The sequence below is a fragment of the Alteromonas sp. 4NH20-0056 genome (genome assembly GCF_057539655.1).
The window spans coordinates 35,752-62,411 of the sequence record NZ_BAAJLS010000003.1; the positions used below are offsets into that span (position 1 = coordinate 35,752).

19 protein-coding genes and 1 tRNA gene are annotated in these 26,660 nt (G+C 42.7%); 9 read left to right on the forward strand and 11 right to left on the reverse strand.

Going from position 1 to position 26,660, the window contains the following annotated elements; all coding sequences use genetic code 11:
• Positions 1 to 5: 5 nt before the first annotated feature.
• Positions 6 to 2,606: a bifunctional diguanylate cyclase/phosphodiesterase gene (locus tag AC27EZ_RS06330; RefSeq protein WP_487134527.1), complete on the reverse strand. Its 2,601-nt coding sequence runs from the start codon at positions 2,604 to 2,606 to the stop codon at positions 6 to 8.
• Positions 2,607 to 2,714: 108 nt separating this feature from the next.
• A complete protein-coding gene (locus AC27EZ_RS06335; protein WP_487134528.1) occupies positions 2,715 to 3,122 on the reverse strand; it encodes a c-type cytochrome in 408 nt (135 codons plus the stop codon).
• Between the two features lie 278 nt (positions 3,123 to 3,400).
• Between AC27EZ_RS06335 and AC27EZ_RS06340 the strand changes: the two genes are divergently transcribed.
• Positions 3,401 to 3,477: transfer RNA gene (locus tag AC27EZ_RS06340), tRNA-Arg, on the forward strand.
• A 97-nt stretch (positions 3,478 to 3,574) separates the two neighbouring features.
• Here the strand turns inward: AC27EZ_RS06340 and AC27EZ_RS06345 are convergent.
• The 6 genes from AC27EZ_RS06345 to AC27EZ_RS06370 form a co-directional block, all read right to left on the reverse strand.
• Complete coding sequence (locus AC27EZ_RS06345; RefSeq protein ID WP_487134529.1) at positions 3,575 to 5,143, reverse strand: DNA cytosine methyltransferase; 1,569 nt, start codon at positions 5,141 to 5,143, stop codon at positions 3,575 to 3,577.
• An 85-nt stretch (positions 5,144 to 5,228) separates the two neighbouring features.
• Entirely contained in the window at positions 5,229 to 6,419 is a 1,191-nt protein-coding gene (locus AC27EZ_RS06350; RefSeq protein WP_487134530.1) for an MvaI/BcnI family restriction endonuclease, read from the reverse strand.
• Positions 6,420 to 6,556: 137 nt separating this feature from the next.
• Complete coding sequence (locus AC27EZ_RS06355; protein ID WP_487134531.1) at positions 6,557 to 8,218, reverse strand: replication endonuclease; 1,662 nt, start codon at positions 8,216 to 8,218, stop codon at positions 6,557 to 6,559.
• The gene (locus tag AC27EZ_RS06360; RefSeq protein ID WP_421133097.1) at positions 8,205 to 8,489 is read right to left on the reverse strand and encodes a hypothetical protein; all 285 of its coding nucleotides are present in this window, start codon (positions 8,487 to 8,489) and stop codon (positions 8,205 to 8,207) included. The genes AC27EZ_RS06355 and AC27EZ_RS06360 overlap by 14 nt, the downstream gene beginning before the upstream one ends.
• Positions 8,489 to 8,725 (reverse strand): helix-turn-helix transcriptional regulator, encoded by a 237-nt coding sequence (locus tag AC27EZ_RS06365; protein ID WP_487134532.1) that lies wholly within the window; start codon positions 8,723 to 8,725, stop codon positions 8,489 to 8,491. The genes AC27EZ_RS06360 and AC27EZ_RS06365 overlap by 1 nt, the downstream gene beginning before the upstream one ends.
• Positions 8,726 to 8,802: 77 nt before the next feature.
• Positions 8,803 to 9,603, reverse strand: coding sequence for a hypothetical protein (locus AC27EZ_RS06370; RefSeq protein WP_487134533.1), 801 nt, complete (start codon positions 9,601 to 9,603; stop codon positions 8,803 to 8,805).
• A gap of 180 nt (positions 9,604 to 9,783) precedes the next feature.
• On the opposite strand from AC27EZ_RS06370, the gene AC27EZ_RS06375 reads away from it, so the two are divergent.
• Together AC27EZ_RS06375 and AC27EZ_RS06380 are read left to right on the forward strand one after the other, a co-directional pair.
• Complete coding sequence (locus AC27EZ_RS06375; protein WP_487134534.1) at positions 9,784 to 10,191, forward strand: hypothetical protein; 408 nt, start codon at positions 9,784 to 9,786, stop codon at positions 10,189 to 10,191.
• Positions 10,192 to 10,196: 5 nt separating this feature from the next.
• Positions 10,197 to 11,201: a hypothetical protein gene (locus AC27EZ_RS06380; protein WP_487134535.1), complete on the forward strand. Its 1,005-nt coding sequence runs from the start codon at positions 10,197 to 10,199 to the stop codon at positions 11,199 to 11,201.
• Here the strand turns inward: AC27EZ_RS06380 and AC27EZ_RS06385 are convergent.
• Positions 11,196 to 12,428, reverse strand: coding sequence for a tyrosine-type recombinase/integrase (locus AC27EZ_RS06385; RefSeq protein ID WP_487134536.1), 1,233 nt, complete (start codon positions 12,426 to 12,428; stop codon positions 11,196 to 11,198). The two genes, AC27EZ_RS06380 and AC27EZ_RS06385, sit on opposite strands and share 6 nt — an antisense overlap.
• 428 nt (positions 12,429 to 12,856) lie before the next feature.
• Between AC27EZ_RS06385 and AC27EZ_RS06390 the strand changes: the two genes are divergently transcribed.
• Positions 12,857 to 18,421 carry a tandem-95 repeat protein gene (locus AC27EZ_RS06390; protein ID WP_487134537.1) on the forward strand — a complete coding sequence of 1,855 codons (5,565 nt, stop codon included), beginning with the start codon at positions 12,857 to 12,859 and terminating at the stop codon, positions 18,419 to 18,421.
• Between the two features lie 144 nt (positions 18,422 to 18,565).
• On the opposite strand, the gene AC27EZ_RS06395 is transcribed toward AC27EZ_RS06390, so the two are convergent.
• Both AC27EZ_RS06395 and AC27EZ_RS06400 read right to left on the reverse strand, forming a co-directional pair.
• Entirely contained in the window at positions 18,566 to 19,180 is a 615-nt protein-coding gene (locus AC27EZ_RS06395; RefSeq protein WP_487134538.1) for a DUF1700 domain-containing protein, read from the reverse strand.
• Positions 19,177 to 19,560, reverse strand: a complete 384-nt coding sequence (locus AC27EZ_RS06400) for a PadR family transcriptional regulator (protein ID WP_487134539.1) — start codon at positions 19,558 to 19,560, stop codon at positions 19,177 to 19,179. The genes AC27EZ_RS06395 and AC27EZ_RS06400 overlap by 4 nt, the downstream gene beginning before the upstream one ends.
• Positions 19,561 to 19,787: 227 nt before the next feature.
• Here AC27EZ_RS06400 and AC27EZ_RS06405 point away from each other — a divergent pair, with 227 nt between their 5' ends.
• From AC27EZ_RS06405 to AC27EZ_RS06425, 5 genes are all read left to right on the forward strand, one after another.
• Positions 19,788 to 21,206 carry an alpha/beta hydrolase family protein gene (locus AC27EZ_RS06405; protein ID WP_487134540.1) on the forward strand — a complete coding sequence of 473 codons (1,419 nt, stop codon included), beginning with the start codon at positions 19,788 to 19,790 and terminating at the stop codon, positions 21,204 to 21,206.
• A 55-nt stretch (positions 21,207 to 21,261) separates the two neighbouring features.
• On the forward strand, positions 21,262 to 22,182 hold the full coding sequence (locus AC27EZ_RS06410; RefSeq protein ID WP_487134541.1) for a DUF5050 domain-containing protein: 921 nt from the start codon (positions 21,262 to 21,264) through the stop codon (positions 22,180 to 22,182).
• Between the two features lie 156 nt (positions 22,183 to 22,338).
• Positions 22,339 to 24,576, forward strand: coding sequence for a TonB-dependent hemoglobin/transferrin/lactoferrin family receptor (locus tag AC27EZ_RS06415; protein ID WP_487134542.1), 2,238 nt, complete (start codon positions 22,339 to 22,341; stop codon positions 24,574 to 24,576).
• A 131-nt stretch (positions 24,577 to 24,707) separates the two neighbouring features.
• Entirely contained in the window at positions 24,708 to 25,556 is an 849-nt protein-coding gene (locus AC27EZ_RS06420; protein ID WP_487134543.1) for a heme/hemin ABC transporter substrate-binding protein, read from the forward strand.
• Positions 25,556 to 26,650 carry a FecCD family ABC transporter permease gene (locus tag AC27EZ_RS06425; protein ID WP_487134544.1) on the forward strand — a complete coding sequence of 365 codons (1,095 nt, stop codon included), beginning with the start codon at positions 25,556 to 25,558 and terminating at the stop codon, positions 26,648 to 26,650. Before AC27EZ_RS06420 ends, AC27EZ_RS06425 begins: the two co-directional genes overlap by 1 nt.
• Positions 26,651 to 26,660: the final 10 nt, after the last annotated feature.

Here is a 26,660-nt window from a genome sequence, read left to right on the forward strand (position 1 = left end):
AAGCGTTAGCCAGCCAGTGTGGAGACATCCAATATCTTGGCTTGCTGCAGTACCTTACCTTGCCCGTACTGGCATTCTATTTCTGATAGCGCATCGAGCTGAGCTTGCGAATCTACACCTTCAGCAATAACGGTAAACTTCAGGTGTTCTGATATAAGCATAATAGACTGAATTAACTTTAGGTTACGCTGAGAACGAGGCAGTGACTTCACAAAACGGTGGTCAATCTTGATGAAATCAAACGGGTAGGCGAACAAATAACTCAGTGAGGCAAGGCCACTACCGAAGTTGTCTAATACCAGCGTAACACCGGCGCGCTTAAGCTTCTTAATTGCAGGTAAGATGTATTGTGAACGACGGTTTAGATCGTTCTCATCAAATTCTAATACCAGTTCTTGCGGTGAAATATTGTATTGTTCAATAAGCGTAATTAACTTGTTTACCATTGAAGACTGCAACAAGTGATTAATTGAGACATTAACGGCAACGCGCGCAGGGGAGTTATTGTCTTTACGCCAATCTTCTAAGGCTTTGCACGCCTTTTTCAACTGGAATAAATCAAGGTCTAGCGTAAGCCCCGCGTGTTCTGCAACCTGTCTAAACTGCTCTCTGGCAATTTTCCCATACGACGGGTGTGACCATCGCACATACATTTCATGATACAGCGTTGAGTTGTCATTTAAGTCAATGACGGGCTGTAAAAAGTAGTCGAACGCTTCATCACGCAAGGCTTTTCTAAATTCGTTTTCTAACTCAAGCTCTTCAATTAGCCTGTCGCGCATGCTTTTATCAAACATCACATAGCGGCCGCGGCCTAGCGTCTTCGCCTGGTACATTGCGGCATCGGCATCGCGTAACACTTCATCGGCACTTTGATAGTAAGGCTCTAGGTGAGCAATGCCTATGCTTGCACCAGAATACATTTCGCGACCATCAAGCAAGAAAGGCTCTGAAATAGAAGAAATAATGCGAGACGCTACTTCTTCAACATCGCTAATATCATCAAAATTGTCTAGCAATACCACGAACTCATCACCCCCTAAGCGGGCTAACAAATCGTGGCCACGAATGCATAACGATATCCGCCGAGCAACCTCAACTAAAAATTCGTCGCCAGCATGATGGCCTAAGGTATCGTTAATTACTTTAAAGCGGTCAAGGTCGATGAACAGTACCGCGAAATTATTGTCGGTATAACGCTGCTTACTGGCTATGGCCAGTTCTAGGCGGCTAGTAAACATGGACCGATTAGGTAAGTCGGTTAATGCATCGTGGTGCGCATCATGAATAAGCTTCAGCTCAATTTCTTTACGCTCTTCAATTTGTTGCTTGAGGAACTTGTTAGCACGGTCTAATTCCACAGTGCGCGCAGTAACCCGTTCTTCCAGTTCTTGATTGTATCGCTGAATAGCTTCAGTACTGCGCTTACGCTCCATGGCTACTGCAATGTGATGTGACACAAAGCGTAATAATTCCAGGTCACGAGCGGTATATTTGGCGCTTTTGCCGTAGGTTTGTACCGCAATTACGCCTGCAAGCTCACCGTCTACTACAAGGGGGGAGCCTAGCCACGAGTTAGCACTATTCAGCATATTTTGTGCAACCGTCACATCAATTTCACCAGCCTCGGCTAGCTCTAATACTCTCGGAGGGTTAATGAGCTCTGCTTGACCAGTGCGAAGTACAAATTCAGTTAACCCAAGACCAAGTGGTCGAGATTCTATCTGCTTATGCAAGGTGTCACTGAAATAAGGAAATTCTAAGCTTTCTCGCGCTTCATCAAGGGTAGAAACAAAACAGTTTGGCGCGCTAATAAGCCTTGCAAGAATATCATGTAGGCTCGAGAAAAACGCTGTCATGTCGCCTTCAAGGTTTGCGGCAAGCTCAGATATTTCAAACAAGGCTTGTTGAAGCGACTCTACCTTTTGGCGCTCAAGAATTTCTTCTTGTAGGTCGTCGTTAATTTTACGCAGCTGGCGAGTGCGTTCGCGAATAGTACGCTCGGTAAGTTCGCGGTTTTTTACTCTATCTACCGTTGTTACAATGTGCTGAGAAACGAAGAGTAGCACCTCTAAATCTTCTCGCGTGTAATGAACACCTTCGTCATAGGTTTGCACGACCATGGCGCCTATCACTTGGCTTCCGCGCTTTAAAGGAACCCCTAACAGTTCAAAGGGCTTCGACCCGTACATTTGCAGGTTGTGCTCAGCGGCAAAACTTTCTTCTTCGTCGCGTTTGTAAAACAAATGGTCGCCAGTACGAAGGATATACCCTGTCATGCCGTCCATCAGTTTGTCTGCGGGGAGTTGTTTTATAACGTGTTCGTCAAATTCATCGACAAAATAGGCAAAGTCGACGACGTTGTTATCGCGCTCATAAAAGGCAACAAAGAAATTATCTGCGTTCATGAAATCGGCAATGATTTCATGAATAGCAGTATAGAGGCGATTAAGATGACTAACCGAACTGGCTAGTTCCGAAATGTCAAAAAGCGCTTTCTGAACGCGTTCAGCCCGCTTGTATTTATCAGTGAGTTGCTGAAGTTGCGGAATTAATTCCCGCAACTCTTCTTCAGTCAACTCATGTTGCGTTGAGTCTGATGACATTCCGTTCGCCGGCTTATTATTCGAATAGTTATTTTTATAGACACTTAAACTACCCGATTAGCAGAAAAAACGCCACTTTTTCCAGCAATAGTTATGTAAATTGAAGGCTTAAATACCTTCAATCATATACTCGATTGCTGCTTTGATTTCGTCATCTGAGCAGTTGCCGCACGTACCGCGTGGAGGCATTGCATTTATGCCGTTTAATGCGTTCTGCCATACGCCGTCAAGGCCACGGTCGTCTAAACGTGGTTGCCAGTCAGCTGCTACTTGAAGTTTAGGTGCACCCAGTACGCCAGCGCTGTGACATGCTACACATGCAGAGTTGTAAACATCTTCGCCTGACTTTGCTCCGCCAGCCGCTGCTGCGTTACCTGCTGCTTGAGCGCCTGCAACGTGCACCTGACCAATTGGCTTAATACGATCGGCAATTTCTTCGTTTGTCATTTCTTGAGCTTGCGCTGCGAACACAGTTAGTGCGGTAGCGGCAATAGTAAACCAAGTTTTCAATTTCACATTTGTCTCCAGGCAATCATAGACTTTTTATTTAATGCATCTCGCCAGATTATAACGGTAAATTGAAGGCGAACAACTGTTTGCGACTAATTACGCATAAAAAGTAAGGATTTTTAATGCAATGTCGCACGCTAATCAAAAGAGTTTTGCATAAATCAGTTGATGCAAAGCCGCGCCCTCAGTATGATTACGGCCCGTTTGAGACATACGTTCAGCAAAATGGTTAAAACATAACCTATTAGCGAATTAAGAATGTGTAATTCCACTTCTCAAACAATGCACCCGTAGCTCAGCTGGATAGAGCGTTGCCCTCCGGAGGCAAAGGTCATAGGTTCGAATCCTATCGGGTGCGCCATTTTTAAAGGGCTGTAGCCCGCCATTCTTCTTATGAAAAATCTCTTTTTGAAATGTGTAGCAAATATGTAGCAGTAAGATACGACTTTTTTCAGACATTACATTAAGTATTTTATAGTCTCACCTAATGCTTTACCCAATAGTGGAGGCACAGCATTTCCAACTTGAGTATATTGAGGTACTTCAAATTTTCTCATTTGCCCACCGGTTGTAACCTTCGAACGAAACTCAAAGCTATCGGGAAAAGACTGTATTCTTGCCATTTCTCTTACCGTAAGCACTCTAAGTTCATGTTCATCGTAATGGCATGCGTCATCAGGTATTGAAAGGGCTGCAGGGGCAGGTGTATCAGGCGTTAGTGCTTTTTGTGTTTGTTTTCGGGTGGGGTGCTCCAGTAGATATTTTTCGAGATCGCTTTTTTCTAAAAAAGACTGAAGTTCGTTATTGCGTTGTAAAAAATCGAATCTACTCAACTTTTTCCAAGATTCATTACTTAAAAAGGTCGCGTTGCCTTTTAATATGTCAAAAACCGATTTCGCTACACTTTTATCATTTAGCAGCTGTAAAATCTGATAAATCCGGAAACGACGTCTTACAATATCACTATTTTTTCGTAACTCATGATTTTTGAGAGTGTCTTTTCTCTCTAAAAAAGAGAAGGTTGCATTTAGATTTCTTACAAATGCAGATGGTTCTGTTGGGTTGTTGATTTTGAGGTCATCTAGTGCATCTTTAACAGAAACTTCTTTATTACAAATTAATTTTTTAAGAAATGTATTCTCAAAAATAGACAAGTGCTCTTTTTTGTTCGAATCCCAATAGCCTAAATGACCAAAAGGTAAGTCAGCGCCGTGTTTTTTAACTAAACCAAAGAATGCTTCTGACTCACTAAATATCTCACTCTCCGTAATGGTTAGCCGACTGGATATTTTTATATAGTGGTCATGCCTAATACCTATCATAATGAATCTAGGCCTATTTTGTGCCACTCCTACCATTCTTGCATTCACGTGCAGACATAGAGGTACATAGCCTATTGAGGCAAATACTTTTGCCACTTCGTACCACGCATGAAAACTTTTACCGCTGTCATCTTTAAACGCACGAAGAATTCCGGTGACATTTTCTAAAAGAACAAGCTTAGGCTGAACCATCTCAACAAATCGAGCGAATTCCCAAGGCAAGGAGTTTTTGTCGTTGTCTCTCTCCCTTTTACCCGCCATGCTAAAACTCTGACAAGGTGGCCCGCCTGATACTAAGTCCAACCCTCCGCTTTTTCCGAAAGCGTTTCTCAGATTATTTAATAAAGAGCTATTGCTCTTTACGTAGCTATTGAGCTCGATAATGCTACCAACTACAAGTTTGCCGATAAGTCCCTTTGGGTCGCTTGGCATATCGCTATAGCCGAAAGCATTGTATTGAGGGAATTGAAATGGATTTTCTCTTAATCTAGCTGACAATTCTGAGAAATTGCTGTTTAGCCATATTGTTGAACTGGATTTTTGACCCTTCTCTGATTTTTCCAGTAAATCTTCGTTAAGCAGGTTAAAGGCAAAGGACTCTGCAGCCATTGGGGAAAGCTCGTTAGCGAGAAGTAGTTCAAAGCCAATAGACTCCAAACCAAGAGACAATCCTCCACACCCGGCAAATAACTCAATATGATTCAATGACAATCTCTTCGTTCAAAATTAATATTCATCTAAGTCCTAAAATCTATACTTTTAGGCTTAAAAAGTCCAGGCAATTATACTATCAAAGTGTTGTAAGGTCATAACTCAGCGGCTTTGGGAACAGAGCTTCGATACTGTTTGGTTGTAGTTTAAACAAGTATCCGTGATCTCTTACTTTCCCTGAAGGCTTAATGTGCAATGTATAGTCTAGTGTAATGAGTCCAGTCTCAATTAGGGTCTCCAAACGATCTATGTAAGGATTTACCGTATGTTCCGCTAATACATAATGAAAAGCTTCATTAACTCGATTGTTATTGTGCATTGCCTTTACCCAAAAAGTTTCTTTGTGTTTCTTTTTTAGCGCGCTTCTCAAATCTTCTAACAACCAAGTCATATCATGAACTGGGGAGAAGTCTGCCGCAACTGTATCTACGTACATTTGTCGCAGATAGTCATTAGCAAAGTCTACATCCAAGAATAACCCCAGTGAATTAGGCGATTTGCCACCAATAGTGTGTCTTAGGGCATGATACCCTTCGCTATCAATGTACCCTCGCTGAAGTATAAGGTTTCGGGCGTTTTTGATTGGTGAGAGTTTCCAATTTGGAGTTTTTGACAGCAGCTGTTTTCTATTTTTCTGTTTATGATTAGCGTCGACCCGTGAAGCTTTTAACTCTATTCCTTTGAAATCAGGTTGTTTACTCGAGTTAGCAACTAACCCTAACTCAGCCTCCAAAGTCATTCCAACACCAGTATCACCATTGACGACGGTGGGAATAAAACCTTTCTGGCTTATAGTCTTCAACTTATCCAGTAACTCTAAAGCCACTAAACTTCTGAAATCAGTGGGCTTGGGAATAACCATCGTTAAAGCAAAAACTAAGTTTTGATGCTGAGAGCAATTGACTATGAAAAGACTTTCTTGAGCAACGATAAGTGCTAACAGGTTTCTTGGTTTAGCTAATTTTTTTAAACCATAAAACCAAATTCTAGGATCTCCCGACTTAGTTTCTGGTCGGTACATGGAAACCGTAACAGTACTCGTATTTTGATTGCCTACATAAGTAGCATCAATTCGGTACTTCACACCTTGTTTTTGAGCTTCGTATTCATGGATATCATGCTTGGATAAAAATTTTCTAAGAGATGCGTGTGCATCCATAATACTTTTACTAAATGCAGTCTCTGTTGGAACAATAAAAGCAACGTCATGACCATAACTAAGTACTTCTGAGGAAATCTTATCCAAAGGGACATCTGATTGTGATAACACTTTAATTCCATTTACGTTTTTGTTTGATGTAACTTTAACGAATATCTTTTATTTTTAACAACTAGTTAGAACTTATTCCTCAAATTACTTTCTTAGTACACTTATTTACAGAACTCCAAGTAAAAGCACCTGAGCCGCTATGCGGCTCTAACGCCACGATTTTCTAAACGCCATTCATGAATTCGAGTAATTACTTCTTTTTCTTCTAGCTTTACGCCTCGCAAAGAAATCGAAACAATCGCGTCGAAGTAGGTTTGTTTCAGCTCACCCGTGTCTTTGTTGACTTTTTCTTTGTATAGGGGGCGTATAGGCTGCTCTTCCCGCTTACAGAATACACCTCCCATCAACATGACAAATTCAGCCCAAGCGCCTTTATCTGCGGCGTCATGTATCTTTGAGAACCTTTCGTTTTCACCAGATAACTCGCTTAGTCTTCTTAGCTCACGCCATACGGTCACCGAGCCCGCACCTATTTGCTGAAACTGGCGTATACCCCAACAGCTAGCCCAAGCTTCCACACGTTGCGACGCTTCAATCGCATTTCCACCGTCAATATCACTATCTAAGTTCGCACCATTTACGTTCTTGCTCACATACTTGGCTATGTAGCCCGTTGCACTGCCTCTTGAGTGGTCAATATCTTTAAAGTCACAACGGTATTCTGCTGCGCCAGCTTCATCGCCATCTTCCCGTAGTGCATAGAGCTCAATGATTGCTTTAAATTGTTCTGCATGCTTTTGCTGAACAAAAATAAGCATGTGCCAGTGGGGTGTTCCATCATGCTGTGGTTCAGCAATACGAAAGCCGTATACTTTAATATCTTTTCGGTTTAGCTCTGCGCGTATTAATGCCCACAAATCATTTAAGTATTGCTGTGCGTCGTAGGGGGTTGAACCATCCCATTTAGGGTTTAGATCGCCTGATTTTGCATAGGTGTTATGAAAACGGGAAGGGCAAGTAATTGTCACGAATAGCGACTTATGATTACTCTCTTTAGCTATTTTTTCATAGCCTGCCATACGCGTCATAAGCTCATTTTTTCGGTTAACGGGATTCGATACGTTTTTATCCGATAATTCCGCAAGAGAAAATGACTCGTTGTTCTCGTTAACGATAACGAGGTTCTCTAGCATTTTTCGTTGAAGGTCTTTTTGGATTAGTCGATATTCAACAGTGTAGTCACTACAGTATTTACCCTTTCGACTATTAACTTGCCCTAAATGAATTAACACTGCTTCTCGTTTACGGGCTATGACTTTACGCAGCTTTCTAAGCCACCACTTTTTTTCCTGCATTCGTTTCAATGCACCCGTTAACGTAACGGCTTTTGATATTTCTGGGGGATTGATGCCATACCCGTTAACGAAGCTTGTAAGCGTGTCGTATAGGTCGGTAATCTCGTTAACGGGTTTGTTCCCGTTAACGGAATGGGCACTTAGTTTGTTTTGTAACGTTGAGTATTGGAGGGCATTAAGTTCTAGCTTCTTGCAACGCCTCGCTTTTTCCTCTGCTACTTCTCTAAGCTCACTTTCACCAGCATCAAATAATGAGATGATTTTTTCTGGCAGCAACCCGTTTAATTCAGCACTAATATTACGTAAATAGGTGTTTGCGTTAAATGGTTTGTCGAATGATTGATATCGGAGGATCAAAATTTTCTGAATCTTGACATGAAAATGAGAAATCTGCTTCTTAACGAACAGCCTATCCTCTAGTGATAATGAACGGTAAAAATCACCAAACTCACCACCCATCATATCTAACGTTCTTGCAATTGGAGATTCTTTAAACTTTTTCATAGAAAAGCTCCAAGTCGTTAAGGTATTGCAAACCGCGTTCGGAGATACAAACCTTACTCCAACGAATACCAAACTCTATTTCTTCGCACTTTTGTTTAACTAGTCCTAAGCGCATTAATGAGAAGAATACCGTTTTTGAGAACTTTGCAGGTTTGCTATTAGGGAAGTGGTAGTGTCCTAATTGGCTGCTCACACTGGTGCAAAATACTGCTTTGCCTCCGTTAGCAAAAAACTGCAATAGTGTGAGTTGATGGGGAGTTAATTTTTTCATTAGGCCACTCCCTTATCTTGATAAAGGTGTGTACGTCTAACAAAGCTTTCTAGCCAAGTATCAAGATCTTCTCTAAGGTAACGAACCGCGCGACCAATTTTTATGAAGGGTGGGGCGGGTGTGCGGTTTTCACGGTTACCGTCCATGCGCGCTTGGCGCAGGAAAGAACGGCTCATGCATATATATTGTGATGCTTCTTTTTCAGATAGCACTCTACTCTTGATTTCATTAGTCATGGTTTAACCCTGTTTGCTGTTTTGGTACAGGGTTAACCTATCTTTCCCATAGTTCCCGGGAGTTTAGGCGGGAAAAATTATTTTGATTTTTTTACCTCAGAAAAGATATTTTGAAATGTTTTGAGTGACATGGTGTGCTCTTTTACTCCCGCTTTGCCCCAAATAATTTCATTTCTATCCATACTAATCAGTATGCTGAGGGGGTCAGTGGCATCAATATCGTTTTCAAAATTTTCTAGCATTAGTTTATAAAGCTTTGTTGCGCCCATATGGGGATTAGCTCGGTGAATGAGTTTTATTTGCTCTTTCATCATGTGTTCACGAGTGGCACTGGTATCCATATCGATATTCAATTGCAGTTTGCACCAATCTATCAACTCGTGCTTTAAAACCAAGTCTTCAAATGTGATATCTAGGCTTTTGGGTAAAGGTGTATCGCTATTATGAAGTAGCTCTCTATTTTCTTCATCGATGAGATATGCATCGCACTGAGAAAGGTCAAGCTTGCCGACTGCTGTCACGTAATCTATTTGATATTTGTCTTCGAATAGTTGCTTCAACAATTTATCCGAACACGACTCGAGCATCTGGACTCCAATTAAATTATCCAGATACGAAAAGCTCAAGGATGTATAGCCATCCCTTAAAAGTTGCTTTCTACAGTGCATTGGGAGTTCGATAACTCCGCTATAATACGCAACGCCCCGAACAACTTTTTTGAATGAGCGTGGGACACGCTCCGCAAGGATGAAGTAGCGAGAATAGGTATATGTATGAAGTGGTACATTTGTGTTCTCACACAGGTATTGAAAATCGTACTTATTAAAATTGAGCGTTTTTTCAATCTCTTGCATACGATAGTAGAGTTTTTCAATCATTGAAATTTTCTTGTTTCCATTACATATTTAAATATTAGTGTAAAAATAACGCGTTTTTTCCGTAATCATAAGCTTTTAATATTGCGCTTTCTATCTGCGAGAGTTGAGACCTATGTACAAAAATGTTTGTTTTGTGTACTCTTCACAGATGCTAATCAAATATTACACTGACCATAAAAAATGAAATACCAAAAGGAATTGGACGATATACCTCAATGCCCACCAAAAGATGCGGAAGCTAGGGTGACTGATAGTTTTCGTTTTGTTTTTGATCCTGTTTGCATAAAGAGCTTTACCCCTCAGGCGTTAACCCAACCGACAAGAATTAGTGCAACCAATGACCCGGTACAAAAGTGCAGTCTTACAGGGTTGTCTTTTTTCACATCTGATGTAGCTGCATTTAGAGTTTACAACAATATTAAGATGATCAAAAACCACAAGAAGGCAAGAATTGGCAGTCACTTGGCAGAAGGGACGTTAGACCTCAAAGATGGCCTTCAAAGCACTGTCAAACGCGAGCATTTTGATCTTCACCCTTCAAAAAATTCTTGTTTAGAAAATAAGTTTAAAATTGTGAGCGTATTGTGATGCCAATGGAAGAACTAAATAGTTTCCAGATTAGAAAGTTGCCATTGGGTGATCTGATGTGGGTGAATGATTTAATTTACTATGATGGGCCTCTCCTGTCGCAACTGAAGCATAAAAACAATGAATACTATTTGAAATTATGGTGTGACTGCGATGATGTCTCAAACCGGTGGATGTATTTTAAAATTTATGAAAAAGATAGACTACGTCTGTTGGTAGGAGAGAAGTCTTTACTTGATTGCCTTAAAGACCAGCCTGACAGGTTTGTCTTTTTTTCGGATGAGTCAGAAAGCGATTCAGTAAATTATATTGTTGATAATGGTTCAATCCCTTTCGACTATCTTCCAGAAGAAGACTCTTATTTAAGTTTACATGGTTCACTTTTAATAGAAGATACTACCGCTTTCATATTTGAAAATGATTGGAGTATGGATTCCTTAAGAGACCTATTCAAAAAGTTCTCGCAGATTTTTGATTTTAATTACTTAGTTTCAAATAGAAGCATTATTAACTCTAGCTTTCCTTGGAAAGATGGAGCCAGCACTGTTCACTTCTATGAAAGAATAAAGAATGTTATTCCTCAACGAGACCGATGCAAGCTAGATGCTGTAAGTTATGCTTCTCCTGGATATATGAAGATTAGTGGGGAACAGGAAAAGAGCCATGAGACACTTGGAAAGATTAAGGATTATCTCGACAAACAAGTTGATATAAAACTTCATTACTCAAACCTCTATAGATCAATTTTAGCTGGCAAGTACAATTCAATGCCCTTTGAGGGCGCAGTTAGAGAGTTTGATAATTGCAATTCTTGTAATAAATCCTTAAACGAATTAGCAAACTTGATACTTGGTGAAGACAAAGATTGGTTTATGCAGCAGTTTGAATATAACTTTGTCAAAGCGAAAATTTTAATGGGTCACACTCGTAGACTCGAATCATTTGCAAATTATTTGTTAGACTCAAATGTAAAAGCTGTATCAGCTCTGTTTATTGAAGATCCATTATAATAGGTTTACAGCTCTCGCCTTATGCTCAGGTGCTAAATGAGAGTACCTGAGTGTCATATCTAGCGAACCATGCCCTAACAATTCTCGTGTAGTATTTAGGTCTACACCTGCCATTACTAATTTGCTTGCAAAGTGGTGGCGAAGATCATGGAAACGAAAGTCCCTTACTTTGGCGTCCTCCAAGACCGCTGACCAAGCTTTTTTGATGTCCTTCAAGGGTTGCTCTGGTTTACCCTCGAAAACCCACATTAAGCTTTCACTGTCGCTTTTCCAGTTTGTTAGTGCAAACTTAGCTTTTTGGTTAAGGGGAATGTGCCGCGCTTTTCCGCTTTTAGCATTTGCCGCTTCAATCGTTAGAAAATCTCGCTCTAAGTTCACGTTTTGCCATCTAAGTGAAAATAGTTCACCCCTTCTCATTCCGGTATTCATTGCCAATATCACCAAAGGCTCTAGGTAGTCGGCAAATTTTCGTGCACTTAAGTTCGGTAGAAGTGGATAGCCCCGTTCGGCTCTATGTTTGTTGCCGCTGTCTCGCTCACGCTTTATTTTAATGTCTCTTGCTGTTAATGCTTTTCTCAAACGTTCTTCTTCGTCAAAGCTTAGATAACGAATACGGCTATTGTCTTCAATTAATGGCTTTAACTTTTTTAAATCGTGGCTAGGTATAACTTCCCATTCAACAGCCCTGCTCAATACAGATTTTAAAGTGGTAAATCGCCTATTAATGGTCGCGTTGCTTTTCTTTTGGTTAAGCATTTCAGTGCGTAACTTTTCTAGCAAAGAAGCATTAATATCGCGCAATTGCATTGGAAGAAGAGTAGGGAAGTTGACCCTTAAGTTTTTTAGCTCACGCTCGCCCGTTCGTGGATATTGCGCGGTGTACCACTTTTCAAACTCCAGCTCAATAAATGCTTGAAGTGTGGTAAGCCTTGCTAGCTTTTCTTGTGCCTTTAGCTCTTTTTTGTTTTCGTGCGGGTCAACACCTTGCACAATTGACGCACTAGCCATTTTTGCAGCATCTCGCGCTTGTGCTGGTGTAATTTCTGGGTGTGTACCCAACTTAACATTCTGCTGTCTTCCATTGTGGCGATAATACAAAAAGTAGGTCACCCTACCTTTTGGTGAGATACGCGCATGAAAGCCAGAAACCTCAGAATCGTTTAATCTTTTATCTTCAGGTTGAAGTGCATTAATACTGCTGTTCGTTATCTTTTTCTTGAAAGGCATAGGCAAAATATGTAGCAAATATGTAGCAAAATGAGTGATTTTGGGTGAGTTTACATGAACAAGTATGAACAAACCCTGAATGGTTTTAATTAATATAAATCAGTAGCTTATTGTTGTTTTTAGTGCATGCTTGTTCATGGCTGTTTACCGAGAAATACCCCAAATTCAGGCTCCGGAGGCAAAGGTCATAGGTTCGAATCCTATCGGGTGCGCCATTTTCTTTCCTTTCACTGTCTGCGGTCTCACTTTTAAAAAATGTAACTTCTGCTAGAGGCATTCTGGTTGCACAAGCATCTTGTAATATGTACTTCGGTAGAATATCCTTACTTTTGCTAAGGATAGCGATTTGAATACGGATATTATACTTTAATAATTTAAGTGCGTTTCCTTAGTTGTTTCACAAAAAAACATGTCTAAAGGAACGTATAATGATAAATAAAGTACGGCTCGCTGTTTCAGCAGCCCTAGCATCCAGCCTCATTCCAAACGCAGCTATCGCAAACGTAACAGATTTATCTGTTGAATCTCATTCAGACCGATTATTAGTCACTGCACATCAAGTTCAATCAGTTGAGTTGTTTGAATATAGATTAAAATATACCACCACTAATTCAGACAAAGCAGTTATTACACCTTGGCAAACGTCTAATAAGTTCGCGGTATCAGCTAATCACGGCGCACTCTACGATATAACGTTAGAAGCTAAAAGTTTATCATCGGGTGAAGTGGCAAGTTTTACTGAAGAGAAGGTTTCGCTCTCAACGACCAAACGCATTGTATCTCCATCTTCAAAAGCGGCAATTCAATTAACAGCGCAAGCCGATTCATTAGCTGCTGAAAACAACTGGCAGAACGACTTTGTTGTCGATATTGACGCGTTCCCGTTAATAAATATTACGTCGGATTTAACCTTCGACAATAAACCGTTTGATGGTACACCTGAAAACTTACCTCTATTAGCCGCGTCTGATATAGAAATTAGAGAAGATGGGCGCTTTGAAAATGTCACAAGGTTCGTACAACCCGATCCCAATTCAAGCCGTAAAATTGTAGATATCGTTTTCGTACACGATGATTCTGGGAGTTTGAATGACGAAGCGGCAAGCGTAAGAGCTAACATCCTCAATTTTGTTCAAGGTTTATCTGATGAGAATTTTGACTATCGTATCGGATTAGTCCCGTACGGTGGTGGCGGTGGATACAGCAGCTTTAGCGATTCAAACGGTACGTTAATTAATAACGGGAGTCTTACCTCAGATCCCGCAGAGTTTCAGAGTTATATAGATCAGATGCAATTTGATGGAAGCAGAGAGCGAGCGTTTGACGCAATGCATCTCGCTGCTACTAGCATCTTATGGCGCCCATCTACGCAAAAAGTTGTCGTTTTGGTTACAGACGAAAATAATGATTCGGGTGCAATTTCTGAGTCAGAAGTTATTCAGAGCCTAACGTCTAACAATATTCTTTTTTATGGACTTACGGCGGGCCATGATGAATTTGATCGTATAGCGGCAGCGACTTCGGGCCGAGTATTTAATGTTCGATCGGATTTCTCTTCAATATTGAACGAAATAGGATCAGATTTATCATCTAGGTACCAAACGCAATTTGAGACCGATAACAGTAACTTAGACGGCGTAGAACGTGTAGTAAACTTCAACATTGCAGCGAATAACTATGACGGCTCTCCCGTTGAAGGGCAATTCGAATTGCGTTACACCCCTCAAGTTCCTGTATCAATGGAGCTAACCTCTGGTACTCAAGCACTATTAGAGAGCGGACAGTTACCAAGCAAATCTCTCCCTGTAAGAGTAGTTGCTGGGTCAGAAGTGACGATATCAGAAATGAACCTTGGCTATCGACATAGTTCTGGATCTGGATATGATTTAATAAGTATGAGTCAGTCTGCCGACGGCTCATGGTATGCAGAAATTCCTGAATCTGTGGTACAGCAGGGGGCGGTAAACTTTTACGTTAGTGCATCTACCAATGCAGGGGTGAAAACGCTTCCAGCATCTGATCCTCAGTCTAACCCGTTCATAATCACAGTATTTCCTAACGTTCCTCCTGAATTCAACCATACGCCCGTGGAAATAGCACAAGAAGGAACTGACGTCGTCATAGAAGCGCTGGCGGAAGATGCAACCAATGAAGTCTCAACAATATCTCTATATTACAGACAAATCGGCGCCCCTCTTTATACCGAGGTGACCCAATCATTTGGTGCCCCTCAAGCACAATTTAGTTCTACTATCGCAGGGATTGACGTCACTTCGCAGGGGCTAGAGTACTATATTGTTGCAACAGACGACTTTGGTAGTGAATCGTTTAGTGGAAGCCCTGAAAAACCTCATCAAATCAGTGTAGGTAGTGATGCGCTTCCAGCTAGCTGTAATAACTATGCAAACGTTACTGTTTGTGCCGATGACTTTGTGACATTCGAATCTAGTAATGAAATATTAGCCAGTGGAAACGTTCAAGTTGGTACTATTTCTGGCAACAGCGTTTTAGGCTTCTCTGGCGCTGTTACCATCGATAGCGTAACCAGCGAGGTAAGGTCAATCGGTCTTGGTCGTATTACTGCACTGGATATGATGGTGGGTTATGCACCTGCATCGGATATTCCGCTGGGTAAGATGTCTTTTTCAATCGATAGTACTCTGAGTTCACCGGAGCTGTCTCCTCTTGCAGTGTTCGACTTCTCGCTCAATGGTCTTTTGCTGTCAGGCAATAAAATTGTCATGGACGATACGGGAGTAACAGTCGCATCTTCTATGCAACTGCCATTACTACAAGACTACGCTGATCCAAGTGATGAGACCGTTAACCCAATTGAGTTAGGTGACATTGTACTTTCTCAGGTTAGCGGTCAGTCTAACCTTGAAATTACGCTAGTCATGGAGGACCTACTAGGTAGCAATCCTAAGCGTCGAGTTGGGAAATTTGGTAACAGTGGTCTTTCTTTTGAACTTCAAACGTTAACATTAGATGTATTGTCCCCAGCGGTTGGCTTTTCGGGCGCTGCGAACTGGGATCAGAAGCAGTATGGTTTGGGCGTAGGTGTAGGGTTGAATCCTATCGGGATTAACTCTGTTGGGTTCACATACAAAAACAGAAAACGTTCAACGTTTGCTGCGGCTAGTAAAATCCCTATTGGAACCACTGGCTTTGCAGTCGCACATAGCAGCACGTCAATACAATGGGATAGGTTGCCCGACGCGGTTGTAAGCGGAAGTATTTCAGGTTATTTCTCAGATATTGCGGGAGGAATGGCGTTCGCAGGTGAAAGCATTGGTTCCGATTTACTCAGTGGTTCTTTAGGTTTAACAATTGGTAACCTGGGACGGACATGGACAGCATCGGGTAGCTTAACCCTTTTAGAGCAATTCCCTTTGCTATCAACGGAACTAACCGCAGGGCTACTGTCTTCTGGCCAGTATGGAGCTAACATTAGCGGTAACATCGATATCGCAGACTTTATTATTGGTACAGCCTTATTCAATGCACAGTCTGGAAGTAAGTTTACTCAGTTGCGCTCAAATTCAGACTTAACAGTGCAACTACCTCGTAAAATTCCGTTTGTAGGTGGGACACGATTAGCTGGTAACAATGCAGAGATGCTAATTCGTACTGATCATACTAACGGAAATAGCCTGACAGCATATTTCCAATCGTTGGTGAAACTTGGCTCGGTAGACCTTGGTGTAAGAGTTGACTTTTCAAACCCTAAAGATATTGATTTTAGCCTCGTCAAAAAAACCAGCAGTGCAGAATCTGTTGCACGTATTGCCGCAGAAAATACGGCTAGTGATGAGCTTACTTTCTCTATTCCAGCAGGCGAGGCAGCTGTTTTATTTGGCGCAATTACAGAGTCGGGTGTACCAGAAGTAGAGCTTGTTTTGCCGTCAGGCGATATTCTCAAAGCCAGCGATATGATGATTGACCTCGGTGATGCAGGTAACGAAACGCTATCTGAATTTGCGTATACTAATGGCGATAACCAGACAGTAATAGGTTTGCAGTTACCGCAGGAGGGCGACTATACATTCCGTATTGTTAACAGCGCTGATTTAACCGATTTAGATACCAACGTGGCTTTTCCCACCGTTGTACACGAAGCTAGCTTAAGCAATGTTCCAGCTACGTTAAACGTTGGCGATGATTTAGTTTTCGATCTTGATGTTTTAAATATCGATGGGCCTGCAATCGCCGAAATTCAGATTAGAGACGCAGCGCAAACAATCGAAATAACGCTTGATGAAGTAGCTGTTGCGGCAGGAACTAATGCCATTGCGGTTACATTACCCACAAATATTAACAGCGACGAATTTAACGTTTTTGCTATTGTTAGACATAACGATGTGACTGTAGAGGCGATGTCACTTGATACGTTGACTGTTGAAAACACCAATTCCCCAGATTCGCCTACAAACTTGGCTGCAAGCTTTGGAAATGGCAGCGCGGTTATCACTTGGGATAAGAGCACGAGTGCTGATGTAGACTCTTATTTTATAAAAGTCGTCAATGAGTCTCGCAGTACGTCATCAGTGGTGGCGGTACCGGGAGCATCAGATAGCTTTGAATTAGAAAACCTTACCAACGGAGACAACTACGCTATTAGTATAGCTGCCTCGTTTGAGAATGATCTTCGTAGCCCCTATGTAGGCAGTGCGTATGGTTCGCCAAACGGTGCATTTGTTTCTGGCTTTTCTGACTTAGGTTTTGAAAGTGGCTCTGTAGTTGTAACTTCAGATACAGCGCTACGAGGGGAGCCTATTAAGGTATCAGCATCAATTGAAAACGTTGGAGATTTTACGGCGTTCTCATCACGGTTTAATTGTTATTACGGTACTGTCAGCGATGACACCCTTGTGAGTAGTACGTTAATTGGTAACCTTGATCCAACTGATACGCTCGATGTTAGTTGTGACATTGATCAGTCTTTGTTCAATGAAGTAGGTAATGACGTATTTCTTACTATAACGGATGTCCAGCTTCCGGATGCGAAGTATGCTAACAACCATGCGGTTGCAGAAAACCCGTTCTCTCGGAATATCGGTCCTGTAGGGATTGCCGATGATTTAACCGTGAATGAAGACACATCACTGGTATTACCGCTTATAGCCAATGACATTGATGACAACGGTGATTCACTTAGTGTTGAAAGCTTTACTCAGCCGTCGTTTGGTACTGTGGAAGAAACCAATGGTGTGGTTACTTATATACCAAACAGTAACTATTACGGAATGGATACATTTACCTATGTGGTAACAGATGGGGAATTGTTATCAGAGGAAACGTTAGTTACTGTTGACGTACTACCTGTGAATGATGCACCTGTAATAGCCCCTATCTCATCTATCGATGTCTCTGAAGGGAAGAGCGCAACATTGACAGCACAAGCGAGTGATGTTGATAGTGACAACATTTCATACTCGTGGGTGCAGTCTGCAGGCCCTGATGTTGTAATATCAGGAGAAACATCAAATACATTTACTATTCAAGCGCCATACGTAAGTGAAGAATCAACGCTTACTTTTGTGTTGAGTGTATCAGATGGAGATTTAACGACAGATACATTAGTCGACGTAACAGTTCTGAATGATAACAATGCACCTGAGTTGACGTTAGAAGGACCTGCGTCGGTGAATGAAGGAGATGCAGTAGATGTTGTTGCTACGTATTCTGATGCTGATAATGATGACCTTACCATCGAATGGACACAAACTTCTGGAACGCAGATAGATATGACGCAAATTGAAGGCGCAACGCTTTCGTTTACTGCACCAGAAGTAACAGCAAGTGAAACACTTTCCTTTGAAGTGTCGGTTGCTGATGGTGAACACACGGTAACGCAATCAGTTTCTGTATTGGTACGCAATGTTGAGCCCACTCCACCACCTAGCAAAAGTTCTGGCGGCGGTAGTATGGGGCTGTGGCTTGGAGCACTTGGAGGGCTAACGCTATTTAGACGACGGTTTTATAAAAAATAAAACTGCCCTGAATTAAGCAGTAAGTTCTTTTTACTATTAAACGCCTGATGACATTCATCAGGCGTTTTTTTTCTAGGGCTTTCAAGGCACCTAAATTTGCTATGTCGATTGTCTACAGTCGGGCGTAGCCCACCACTGCAATAATCATTTTATCTTGGCGATAAAAAAGCTTAAAAGCTTGCTTAACCCCCAGTAGGCCAGTGCACTTCCCACAATACCTACTAATGAAAACCATTCGGTAAGCCACTGTGTTGCGCCGGGTTGTGCCTCAAACGATAGTGAAACTTCGCCCCCTGGGTAAAACCAAATACCAACGTCTGGATTAACCATGTGCATCAACGACATGATAAAAATCATAATTACCCAAAAATACCCCATGCCTAGTACCAATGTTGCCAAAGCATGCATCAACCCTTTCTTTGCGCTGTTTCTTAGCCCATTCCATATCGCTACAGGGTTACCTTTTGAAGCCTTTTGATACAACAATATGTCGGCAATCAAAGGTTCTAAATACTCATCAGGCGAACCAAGGTTTGAGATAGCATTGATAAGTCTGACATCTTCATTGTGATATTGAGCATCTTCACCAGCGTTAATAGGCGCGTTGGCCATCGATTCGTAAAGATGGCTGAGTATTTCTAAGCGGACATCATTTCGTTCTTCTTCTGGCAATGGTTTTAGTTTGTGAATTAACTCTCGGTCAAAGTTATCCCAAACCTTTTGCGCAGTTTCACTGCTTATTGGAAACATTTCGTTCATGCTTGCATCACCAATTTCAGAATTGAGTTATGAGTTTCAGACCAAACGCTTTTCATTATTACCAGAGTTTCTTGTCCAACCGGGGTAAGCTTATAGTACTTTCGAGGTGAACCTACCTCTTGGGTTTGCCATTCTGACACAACGAGCCCATCCCGTTTAAGCCTATTTAACAGCGGGTAAAGTGTCCCTTCAGCAACGTCAATTGACGTAACTTCTTTAATTTGCAATGCCAATTCGTAGCCGTAGGTAGTCCCTTGCTTGAGCCGAAGTAATATAATGAATTCAAGCAGTCCTTTTCGATACTGCGGTACCCACCTTTCAATGATCTTGTTTGGATCCATTGTATCAACACTGCCTCTATACTCATTGTTACTAGGCATAGTATAGCTACTTATAATTTATGAATTCAACATTTTCTTACATTTCTTGAACGCATATGAAAAATAACAACAAATACATAAATAACAATGGTTTAAAGGTTTGTGTTTAGCAGAGATCTTAAGTGCTGACGAATAATTAAACTACATAGTATTGCTATCTCTATGTGCCCCTTCTATACTTACCTAGCAATGCGATGTACATAGCATAAAAGGAAACGGTGAGAAAAATGATTAAATTGATAAAGCAAGCATGTTTAGTATTGGCTGTGGTTTGGCTTAGTTCGCCCGCACATGCGCAGATTACTATGGAAGAAGTTAACGGTTCATGGTTGGGTACTATGAATATTCCCGAGGGGCCTTCTCTTAAGATCGGAGTCGAAATATTCAAAAAAGCAGACGGTGAATGGGGGGGGAATATTGCGAGTTTAGATCAGGGGGTACGATATATGTTGGTGTCTAACGTCAACGCGGAAAACGGTATCTTAACTGTCCAGATGGCCAATGCCCCTGTGAGCATTACCGGTAAAATGGGTGAGAGTAACAACGTTATTGTCTCAATATTCAAACAAGGGGATAGCGAATTCGATTTGGTACTGCATAAAGTAGATGCACTGCCTGAAATTGAGAGAAAGCAGACCCCGCAGCCTACCGATGAGTATATTCAGCAAGATGTGGCTTATCAAAACGCTCAAGATGGTACTTGGCTGGCAGGCACATTAACGCTTCCTAAAGGCAATCAAAAGCACCCTGCAATTATGCTGGTGGCGGGTTCAGGGCCTAACCATAGAGACTCATACCATGCTGGACACCGAACTTTTAAAGTGTTGGCAGACCACCTTACACGAGAAGGCTTTGTGGTGTTACGCTCAGATAAACGAGGCGTGTATAAGTCAGCAGGTAAATTTGAAGATGCGACTTTGGAAAACTTAGCGCTTGATACACAGTCGGCAGTTAGGTTTTTAAAATCACACCCACGAGTAGATTCACAGAAGCTTATTTTGATAGGCCATAGTGAAGGAAGTTTGGTGTCCGTGATGGCTGCTCAAGAAGCGTCGATACAAGGAATAGTTTCTATGGCGGGGCCTGGAATGTCTGTTCTTGATATCTTGCTATTGCAAGATCAAACAGAGCCCGCCGCAAAAGGCGCATCTAAAGCTGAAACCGATATTCTACTTAAATTTAGTCAGCGCTTTTATGCGATGGTACTAAATACTCCTTCACCTGAAGAGCGTAAAAATAAAGCGCTTATGATGTATGACAATTTAGCCGGCAGTGAAGCAGAAGTAGTGGCTAAGTGGGTCAATAAAAACAACGGTACGTTAAGTATTTCGTCGGCGCAAAGTACCTCGTTTTACGAGTTTCTACAACAAAGCCCTCTCCCTTACTGGAATCAGTTTTTAGGTAAGGCACTCGTTCTTAACGGTGGGAAAGACTCTCAGGTACCCGCCGAAGCGAATATTGCGGGTATAGTGAATGCAGTTGATAAAAGCCGTGCTGAGGTAGAAAGCCACTTGTTTGAAGGGCTTAATCACCTCTTTCAGCCGGCTGAAACGGGGTCTATTGATGAGTATCAAAATATTGAAACCACTATCGATAACGACGTATTGTCTGTGATATCAACATGGCTGAAGCAAAACTTTCGCTAACCGCCAGGCCAATGAAAGCACGAAGCAAAGACCTAAACAAAAAGGAATGTATTAGATGTATAGAAATAATCTTCTCACGATCACGCTTTTGACTTCACTACTCGGTTTTACCGTGGCGAGTAAGTTTGCGTTGGCAGAGGCATCTAATGCGGGTTCGACGACCTCTATTGTTTATGGCTTTAAAGAGGGCGATACAAAATCGATTTATGTTAGTGATGAACATGGTCAGAATCGCACCCAGCTTGTTAATGCGACAGTAAGTGACGGTTACCCGGCGGTTTCTCCGCTGGGTGACAAGGTCGCTTTTTATGGAAAATATGACGATTACAAGACTTGGTCTATTCATATCGTTGATCTGGACGGTAAAAACCTTCGCCGTTTAACCCATGTAAAAAATGTGTGGGATAGTGCGCCTGCTTGGTCGCCCGACGGCAGTAAGATTGTCTTTGCCCGAGAGTACAAAAATATGGCTGGCCAGTGGCAAGAAGAACTCTGGCTTATGAATAATGATGGGACTGAACAGCGCCAAATAATGGGGATAGCAGGTAGGGCACCAGAGTTTTTCCCCGATGGCCGGTTACTTTTTCAATCGCAGGCTAAGCCAAGACAAATCGTTATGGCTAACATTGACGGCAGCAACCAGATTACGCTGACCGATGATGACTCAGACAGCATGTCACCAAAGCTTTCACCCGATGGTAGGCATATTGCGTACTTATCGAACAAAGATATTTCTCAGGAAGTTTATATTATGAACGTCGATGGCTCAGGCCAAACACGATTAACATTCAACTTCATTGAAGAGTGGGGCCCTGCTTGGTCTTCAGATAGTAGTAAGATCTACTTTTCCTCTCAAAACGTTCATGGGTTCTACGATATTTACCATGTAAACAAAGATGGCTCATCTATTGAAAAAATACTATCGAATAGCTCTCAAGCGGCGACATTTTCCTTCAACAGTGGTGGTAATCAGTAACGTCTGCACGTCATTTTAGTCATCAAACACGCCTAAGCACCAACGCGTTCACTTGTTTTAAAAACATTTGTGAGATCGAAAACTTCGTGTTAGTTTTATATCTAAGTGATAATCATTATTATTAACATTTAAAACTAACTCAAGTACGATGGTCTTATGAAACTTTCAAAAATTGCTCTCGCTTTACTTTTTTCTAGTATCAGTACGTGCTCTTTAGCTAATAGTGCTGAAGAAGCCGACTTCGAACAAATTACGGTTACCACTTCTCGTTTTGAAACAGATATTGACGAAATTGCCTCTAGCGTAACGGTTATCGATGCCACCCAAATGGATAAAATGGTTGCTACGGATATTCGTGATCTAGTGAGATTTGAGCCGGGTGTGGTTGTTGAAGGCGGCGGGCGGTTTGGCCTATCAGGTTTTAACATTCGAGGTATTAACGCCGACCGCGTATTAATGCTGCTAGATGGCGCACCCATAGCCGATGAATTTAGCTTTGGTCCAGGGCTTTCAGCGCGTCGAGACTTTATCGATGTTGATATGATTGACCGCGTTGAAATTATCCGCGGCCCAGCGTCTACCCTATATGGCAGTGATGCAATTGGCGGGGTTGTGTCGTTCGTAAGCAAAGATCCCACTCAGTTACTCGCACCCGGTGAGCAATTTGGTGGTCGCGTTAAAGTAGGTTATGCGTCGGTGGCCAATGAACGCATGGCGAATGTGCAGCTGTATGGGAATAATGGCGATTGGCAATGGCTGTTGAATGCAACGACTCGCGATGGTGCGCAAACAGAAAATTTCTTTGATGGCCAAGGCACAGGCCTTCAGCGCAACGCAACAAACCCACAAGACAACACTACCAACAGCGCACAGTTAAAACTTATCTATCAGCCAAATGAAACGCATAGAATGGAGTTTCTTGCTGATTACCTTAAAGGCGACACGCAAACCAATGTGTTGTCGCAAGTCGACACATTGGTACGTGGTGTGCGCATTACCGACAGCCAAGGCGTTGATGAGCGCAATAGAACGCGTTTTCAAATCAATCACACATACAGCAATAGCACACCATGGTTCGATAAAGTATTAACCCGTGTTTATTGGCAAGAAACCGATAACGCCCAAGCTACGTTTGAGGGCCGCTTTGGTGCGGTATCGAGACAAGAACCCACGCCAGTTGCGTTAGGCAGAACAAGAAATAGCGAATTCAACCAAACCGTAGAAGGCGTTATTGTGCAACTGGATAAACAGTTCACAACTGGCGATGCTAAGCACTACCTTATCTACGGCAGCGAACTGCAATACACCGACAGCGAGTCGTTACGTGAGGGAAGCACCTTTGTTGAAGCAACCGGCGCAATAGTGCCCGAGTTTTCAGCATTCCCCGCACGAGACTTTCCTATCTCTGAAGCCAAAGAGCTGTCTTTCTTCGCTCAAGATGAAATTACGCTACTGGGCGGCGATTTAACCCTTAGCCCCGGCATTCGTTATGACGAATTTACCTTAACGCCGTATCCCGATGCTATTTTTACCAGCGCCAACCCTGGCGTGTCAGTGGTGGCGTTCGATGACTCGCAAGTATCATTAAAACTGGGTGCAGTTTATAGCCTTAGCGACAACACCACACTATGGCTTCAGTTCGCAGAAGGGTTTCGTATTCCACCATTTGATGACTTAAACGTAGGGTTCACCAACTTTGCTGGCGGCTATACATCGTTACCTAATCCTAATTTAGCCCCTGAAAGTGTGGAAAGCTGGGAGGTAGGCGTTCGACAAGCCCTCGATGCGGTAAGCTGGAGCGTAAGCGCTTATCACAACAACTATGACAACTTTATTGAGTCTAGAGCAACGGTTGGTTTTAACCCTGTAACGCAGTTACTAGAGTTTCAAGCAAGAAACCGTGAAACGGTAACCATTGAAGGTATAGACGCACAGTTTACATGGTTTATGGGCGAGTCCTTCTCGGCCCTAAATGGGTGGGCATTACAAGGTGCGCTTACGTGGTTAGAGAGCGAAGATGAGGCTACCGGACAAGAAATAGAGTCTATTCTTCCGCCGCAGGCCGTGGTGGGTATTGGCTATACCGACAGTAATGATGTGTGGTCGGTAGAGTTTATAGGCACCTTTGTGCAACGTTTTGACTCTCAAACCCAGCCAACAGACCCTGCTGAACCCGCTTTGTTTGAAGCCCCCGGGTATGCGCAATTCGATGTGTTAGCTAACTACAACGTAACCGACGACTTCGCCATAAACCTCGGTGTATTTAACCTATTCGACCGTAAAAGCTGGAATGGCACCGAAGTACGCGGTGTTGAAATAGGCCAGGCCAATAACCTTAATTTTTTAACACAGCCAGGTATTAATGCGGCAATGAATGCCACTTACACCTTCTAAGCTGTACTGCACCGCTGACGTGTCTAGTTATTCTATTTAGATAGCTTGGCACTTCAGCACATCACACGGCTTTTACATAAAACAGACATCACTACTTAAGACACTTTTTACCTCTATCGGAGCCTACAGTTATGAACATTCGACAGCGTATTACCACTTCAGTTGTTTTCATATTTTTAACCGTTGGTTTAAACGCTAGCGCACAGGCTAACTTACAGCATAAACCAAAGCTTATTACCGCCGGTGGCACCATTACCGAAATTGTTTTTGCACTTGGTGCCGGAGACCAAGTGATTGCGGTTGATCAATCAAGTCAGTTTCCTGATGAAGTAAAGCAGCTCCCTATGGTGGGTTACTACCGAGAGCTAGCGGCCGAAGGGGTATTGTCGTTTGCACCCGACAACGTGCTGGCCATTGAGGGAGTAGGGCGCAAAGAGGTGGTAAAACAAATAGAAAGCACCGGGGTTAAGGTGGTTATTTATAAAAAGCCTACTGATGCAGACGGTTTAATCTCGCTTATACAACAGTTGGGCCGCGACCTTGATAAAAACGCAGAAGCGCAAGCGCTTATTGCAGCCTTTACGGCGTCGCTTCCAAAGGCAAGTACAGGTAACACTGCTAAAGCGGTGTTTCTGCTATCGGCCTCTGAACGCGGGCTAATTGCTGCCGGTACGGAAACCGTTCCACAATTAATTTTTAACTACGCGGGTGTTGAAAATATTACGGCGCAACACCGAGGTTTTAAAGGCATCAATAGCGAAGCGCTTGTCTTGCAACAGCCCGATTTTTTGGTAGCGCCTGAGCATGTAGTCATGGGAGCGGGCGGCAAAGAAAAGTTCTGTCAAAGCCCATCCCTTTCGTTATTAGAAGCGGCGAGAGACTGTCGGCTTCTAGTCATGGACTCGCTTAAGTCACTTGGCATGACACCCAGGCTGGCCGAAGCCATAGCTACCGTAAAAAGCTGGAAGCAGAAAAACTGATGAATAGCCTTACCTTTTCACAACAGGCGGGCGTTAACGCACGGCCAACTACATGGTTTCAACATCACCAGAAAAAGGTATTGTTTTGGTTGTTGGCGCTATGTGTAATGCTGGTTGTAGCGGGTATTGCATCGCTAAGTTTTGGCCCTGCAGGGTGGGACGTTCGTTTATCTGTTGCCTGGTTTCTCCCCAATGCGTGGTTAGACATAAGCCAGCTTAAGCTTAATATTATTAGTGAAATACGCTTACCGCGCCTTTGCCTTGGCTTGCTTGTGGGCGCAGTGTTAGCGCAAACCGGCGCGGCCACGCAAGCGCTTTGTAGAAACCCATTGGCAGACCCTTCCGTTATTGGCGTTAGCTCGGGGGCAGCGGTTATGGCGGTTGGCACTATTGCCCTTGGGCCATTACTGCAAGCGCAGTGGGGAATTAACGCGGGTGTGCTGCTTCCCTATGCCGCATTCGCGGGTGCATTACTCGCCACATTACTGGTGTATCAATTCGCTCAAAGTGCGCAGGGCGTGCAGGTTACCTCGCTTATTCTCGTGGGGGTTGCCATGAATGCGCTTGGCTTTGCGCTTATCGGCTTATTAAGCTTTTATTCCGACGACAGTGCACTGCGCCTCATTAGCTACTGGACCATGGGGTCGCTTGCGGGGGCAAACTGGTCTTCACTTACACAGGCAATGCCATTGCTGTTACTGAGTTTGATTGGCTTATGGAGTAAAAGACAGCAAATGAGTTTGCTGTTGTTAGGCGAAGCCGAGGCTAAGTACATGGGCGTAAATATTAAGCAGGTAAAAAACCAAATTGTTATTTTTGTGGCCATTGGCGTGGGTGCCGCCGTTGCACTTACTGGTCTTGTGGGGTTTCTTGGGTTAGTTATTCCTCATCTTTCGCGCATTCTGGTGGGCGCTAACCTTAAATACATGATGCCAATTAGCATGCTATTAGGGGCCTTGGTGCTGCTAGCGTCTGACTGGATTGCCAGAATTATTGTTATTCCTGCTGAACTGCCTATTGGCATTGTTACCGCCATTATTGGTGCACCTGTGTTTATCTGGATGTTGCGGCGCCAACTAATGCCAAAACGTTAAGGGGAAACTA

Excerpts from the sequence above, each read along its gene's own strand:
- AC27EZ_RS06330 (WP_487134527.1), bottom strand. The coding sequence starts at position 2,606 with ATGTCATCAGACTCAACGCAACATGAGTTGACTGAAGAAGAGTTGCGG.
- AC27EZ_RS06355 (WP_487134531.1), bottom strand. The coding sequence starts at position 8,218 with ATGAAAAAGTTTAAAGAATCTCCAATTGCAAGAACGTTAGATATGATG.
- AC27EZ_RS06360 (WP_421133097.1), bottom strand. The coding sequence starts at position 8,489 with ATGAAAAAATTAACTCCCCATCAACTCACACTATTGCAGTTTTTTGCT.
- AC27EZ_RS06365 (WP_487134532.1), bottom strand. The coding sequence starts at position 8,725 with ATGACTAATGAAATCAAGAGTAGAGTGCTATCTGAAAAAGAAGCATCA.
- AC27EZ_RS06370 (WP_487134533.1), bottom strand. The coding sequence starts at position 9,603 with ATGATTGAAAAACTCTACTATCGTATGCAAGAGATTGAAAAAACGCTC.
- AC27EZ_RS06375 (WP_487134534.1), top strand. The coding sequence starts at position 9,784 with ATGAAATACCAAAAGGAATTGGACGATATACCTCAATGCCCACCAAAA.
- AC27EZ_RS06380 (WP_487134535.1), top strand. The coding sequence starts at position 10,197 with ATGGAAGAACTAAATAGTTTCCAGATTAGAAAGTTGCCATTGGGTGAT.
- AC27EZ_RS06385 (WP_487134536.1), bottom strand. The coding sequence starts at position 12,428 with ATGCCTTTCAAGAAAAAGATAACGAACAGCAGTATTAATGCACTTCAA.
- AC27EZ_RS06390 (WP_487134537.1), top strand. The coding sequence starts at position 12,857 with ATGATAAATAAAGTACGGCTCGCTGTTTCAGCAGCCCTAGCATCCAGC.
- AC27EZ_RS06395 (WP_487134538.1), bottom strand. The coding sequence starts at position 19,180 with ATGAACGAAATGTTTCCAATAAGCAGTGAAACTGCGCAAAAGGTTTGG.
- AC27EZ_RS06400 (WP_487134539.1), bottom strand. The coding sequence starts at position 19,560 with ATGCCTAGTAACAATGAGTATAGAGGCAGTGTTGATACAATGGATCCA.
- AC27EZ_RS06405 (WP_487134540.1), top strand. The coding sequence starts at position 19,788 with ATGATTAAATTGATAAAGCAAGCATGTTTAGTATTGGCTGTGGTTTGG.
- AC27EZ_RS06410 (WP_487134541.1), top strand. The coding sequence starts at position 21,262 with ATGTATAGAAATAATCTTCTCACGATCACGCTTTTGACTTCACTACTC.
- AC27EZ_RS06415 (WP_487134542.1), top strand. The coding sequence starts at position 22,339 with ATGAAACTTTCAAAAATTGCTCTCGCTTTACTTTTTTCTAGTATCAGT.
- AC27EZ_RS06420 (WP_487134543.1), top strand. The coding sequence starts at position 24,708 with ATGAACATTCGACAGCGTATTACCACTTCAGTTGTTTTCATATTTTTA.
- AC27EZ_RS06425 (WP_487134544.1), top strand. The coding sequence starts at position 25,556 with ATGAATAGCCTTACCTTTTCACAACAGGCGGGCGTTAACGCACGGCCA.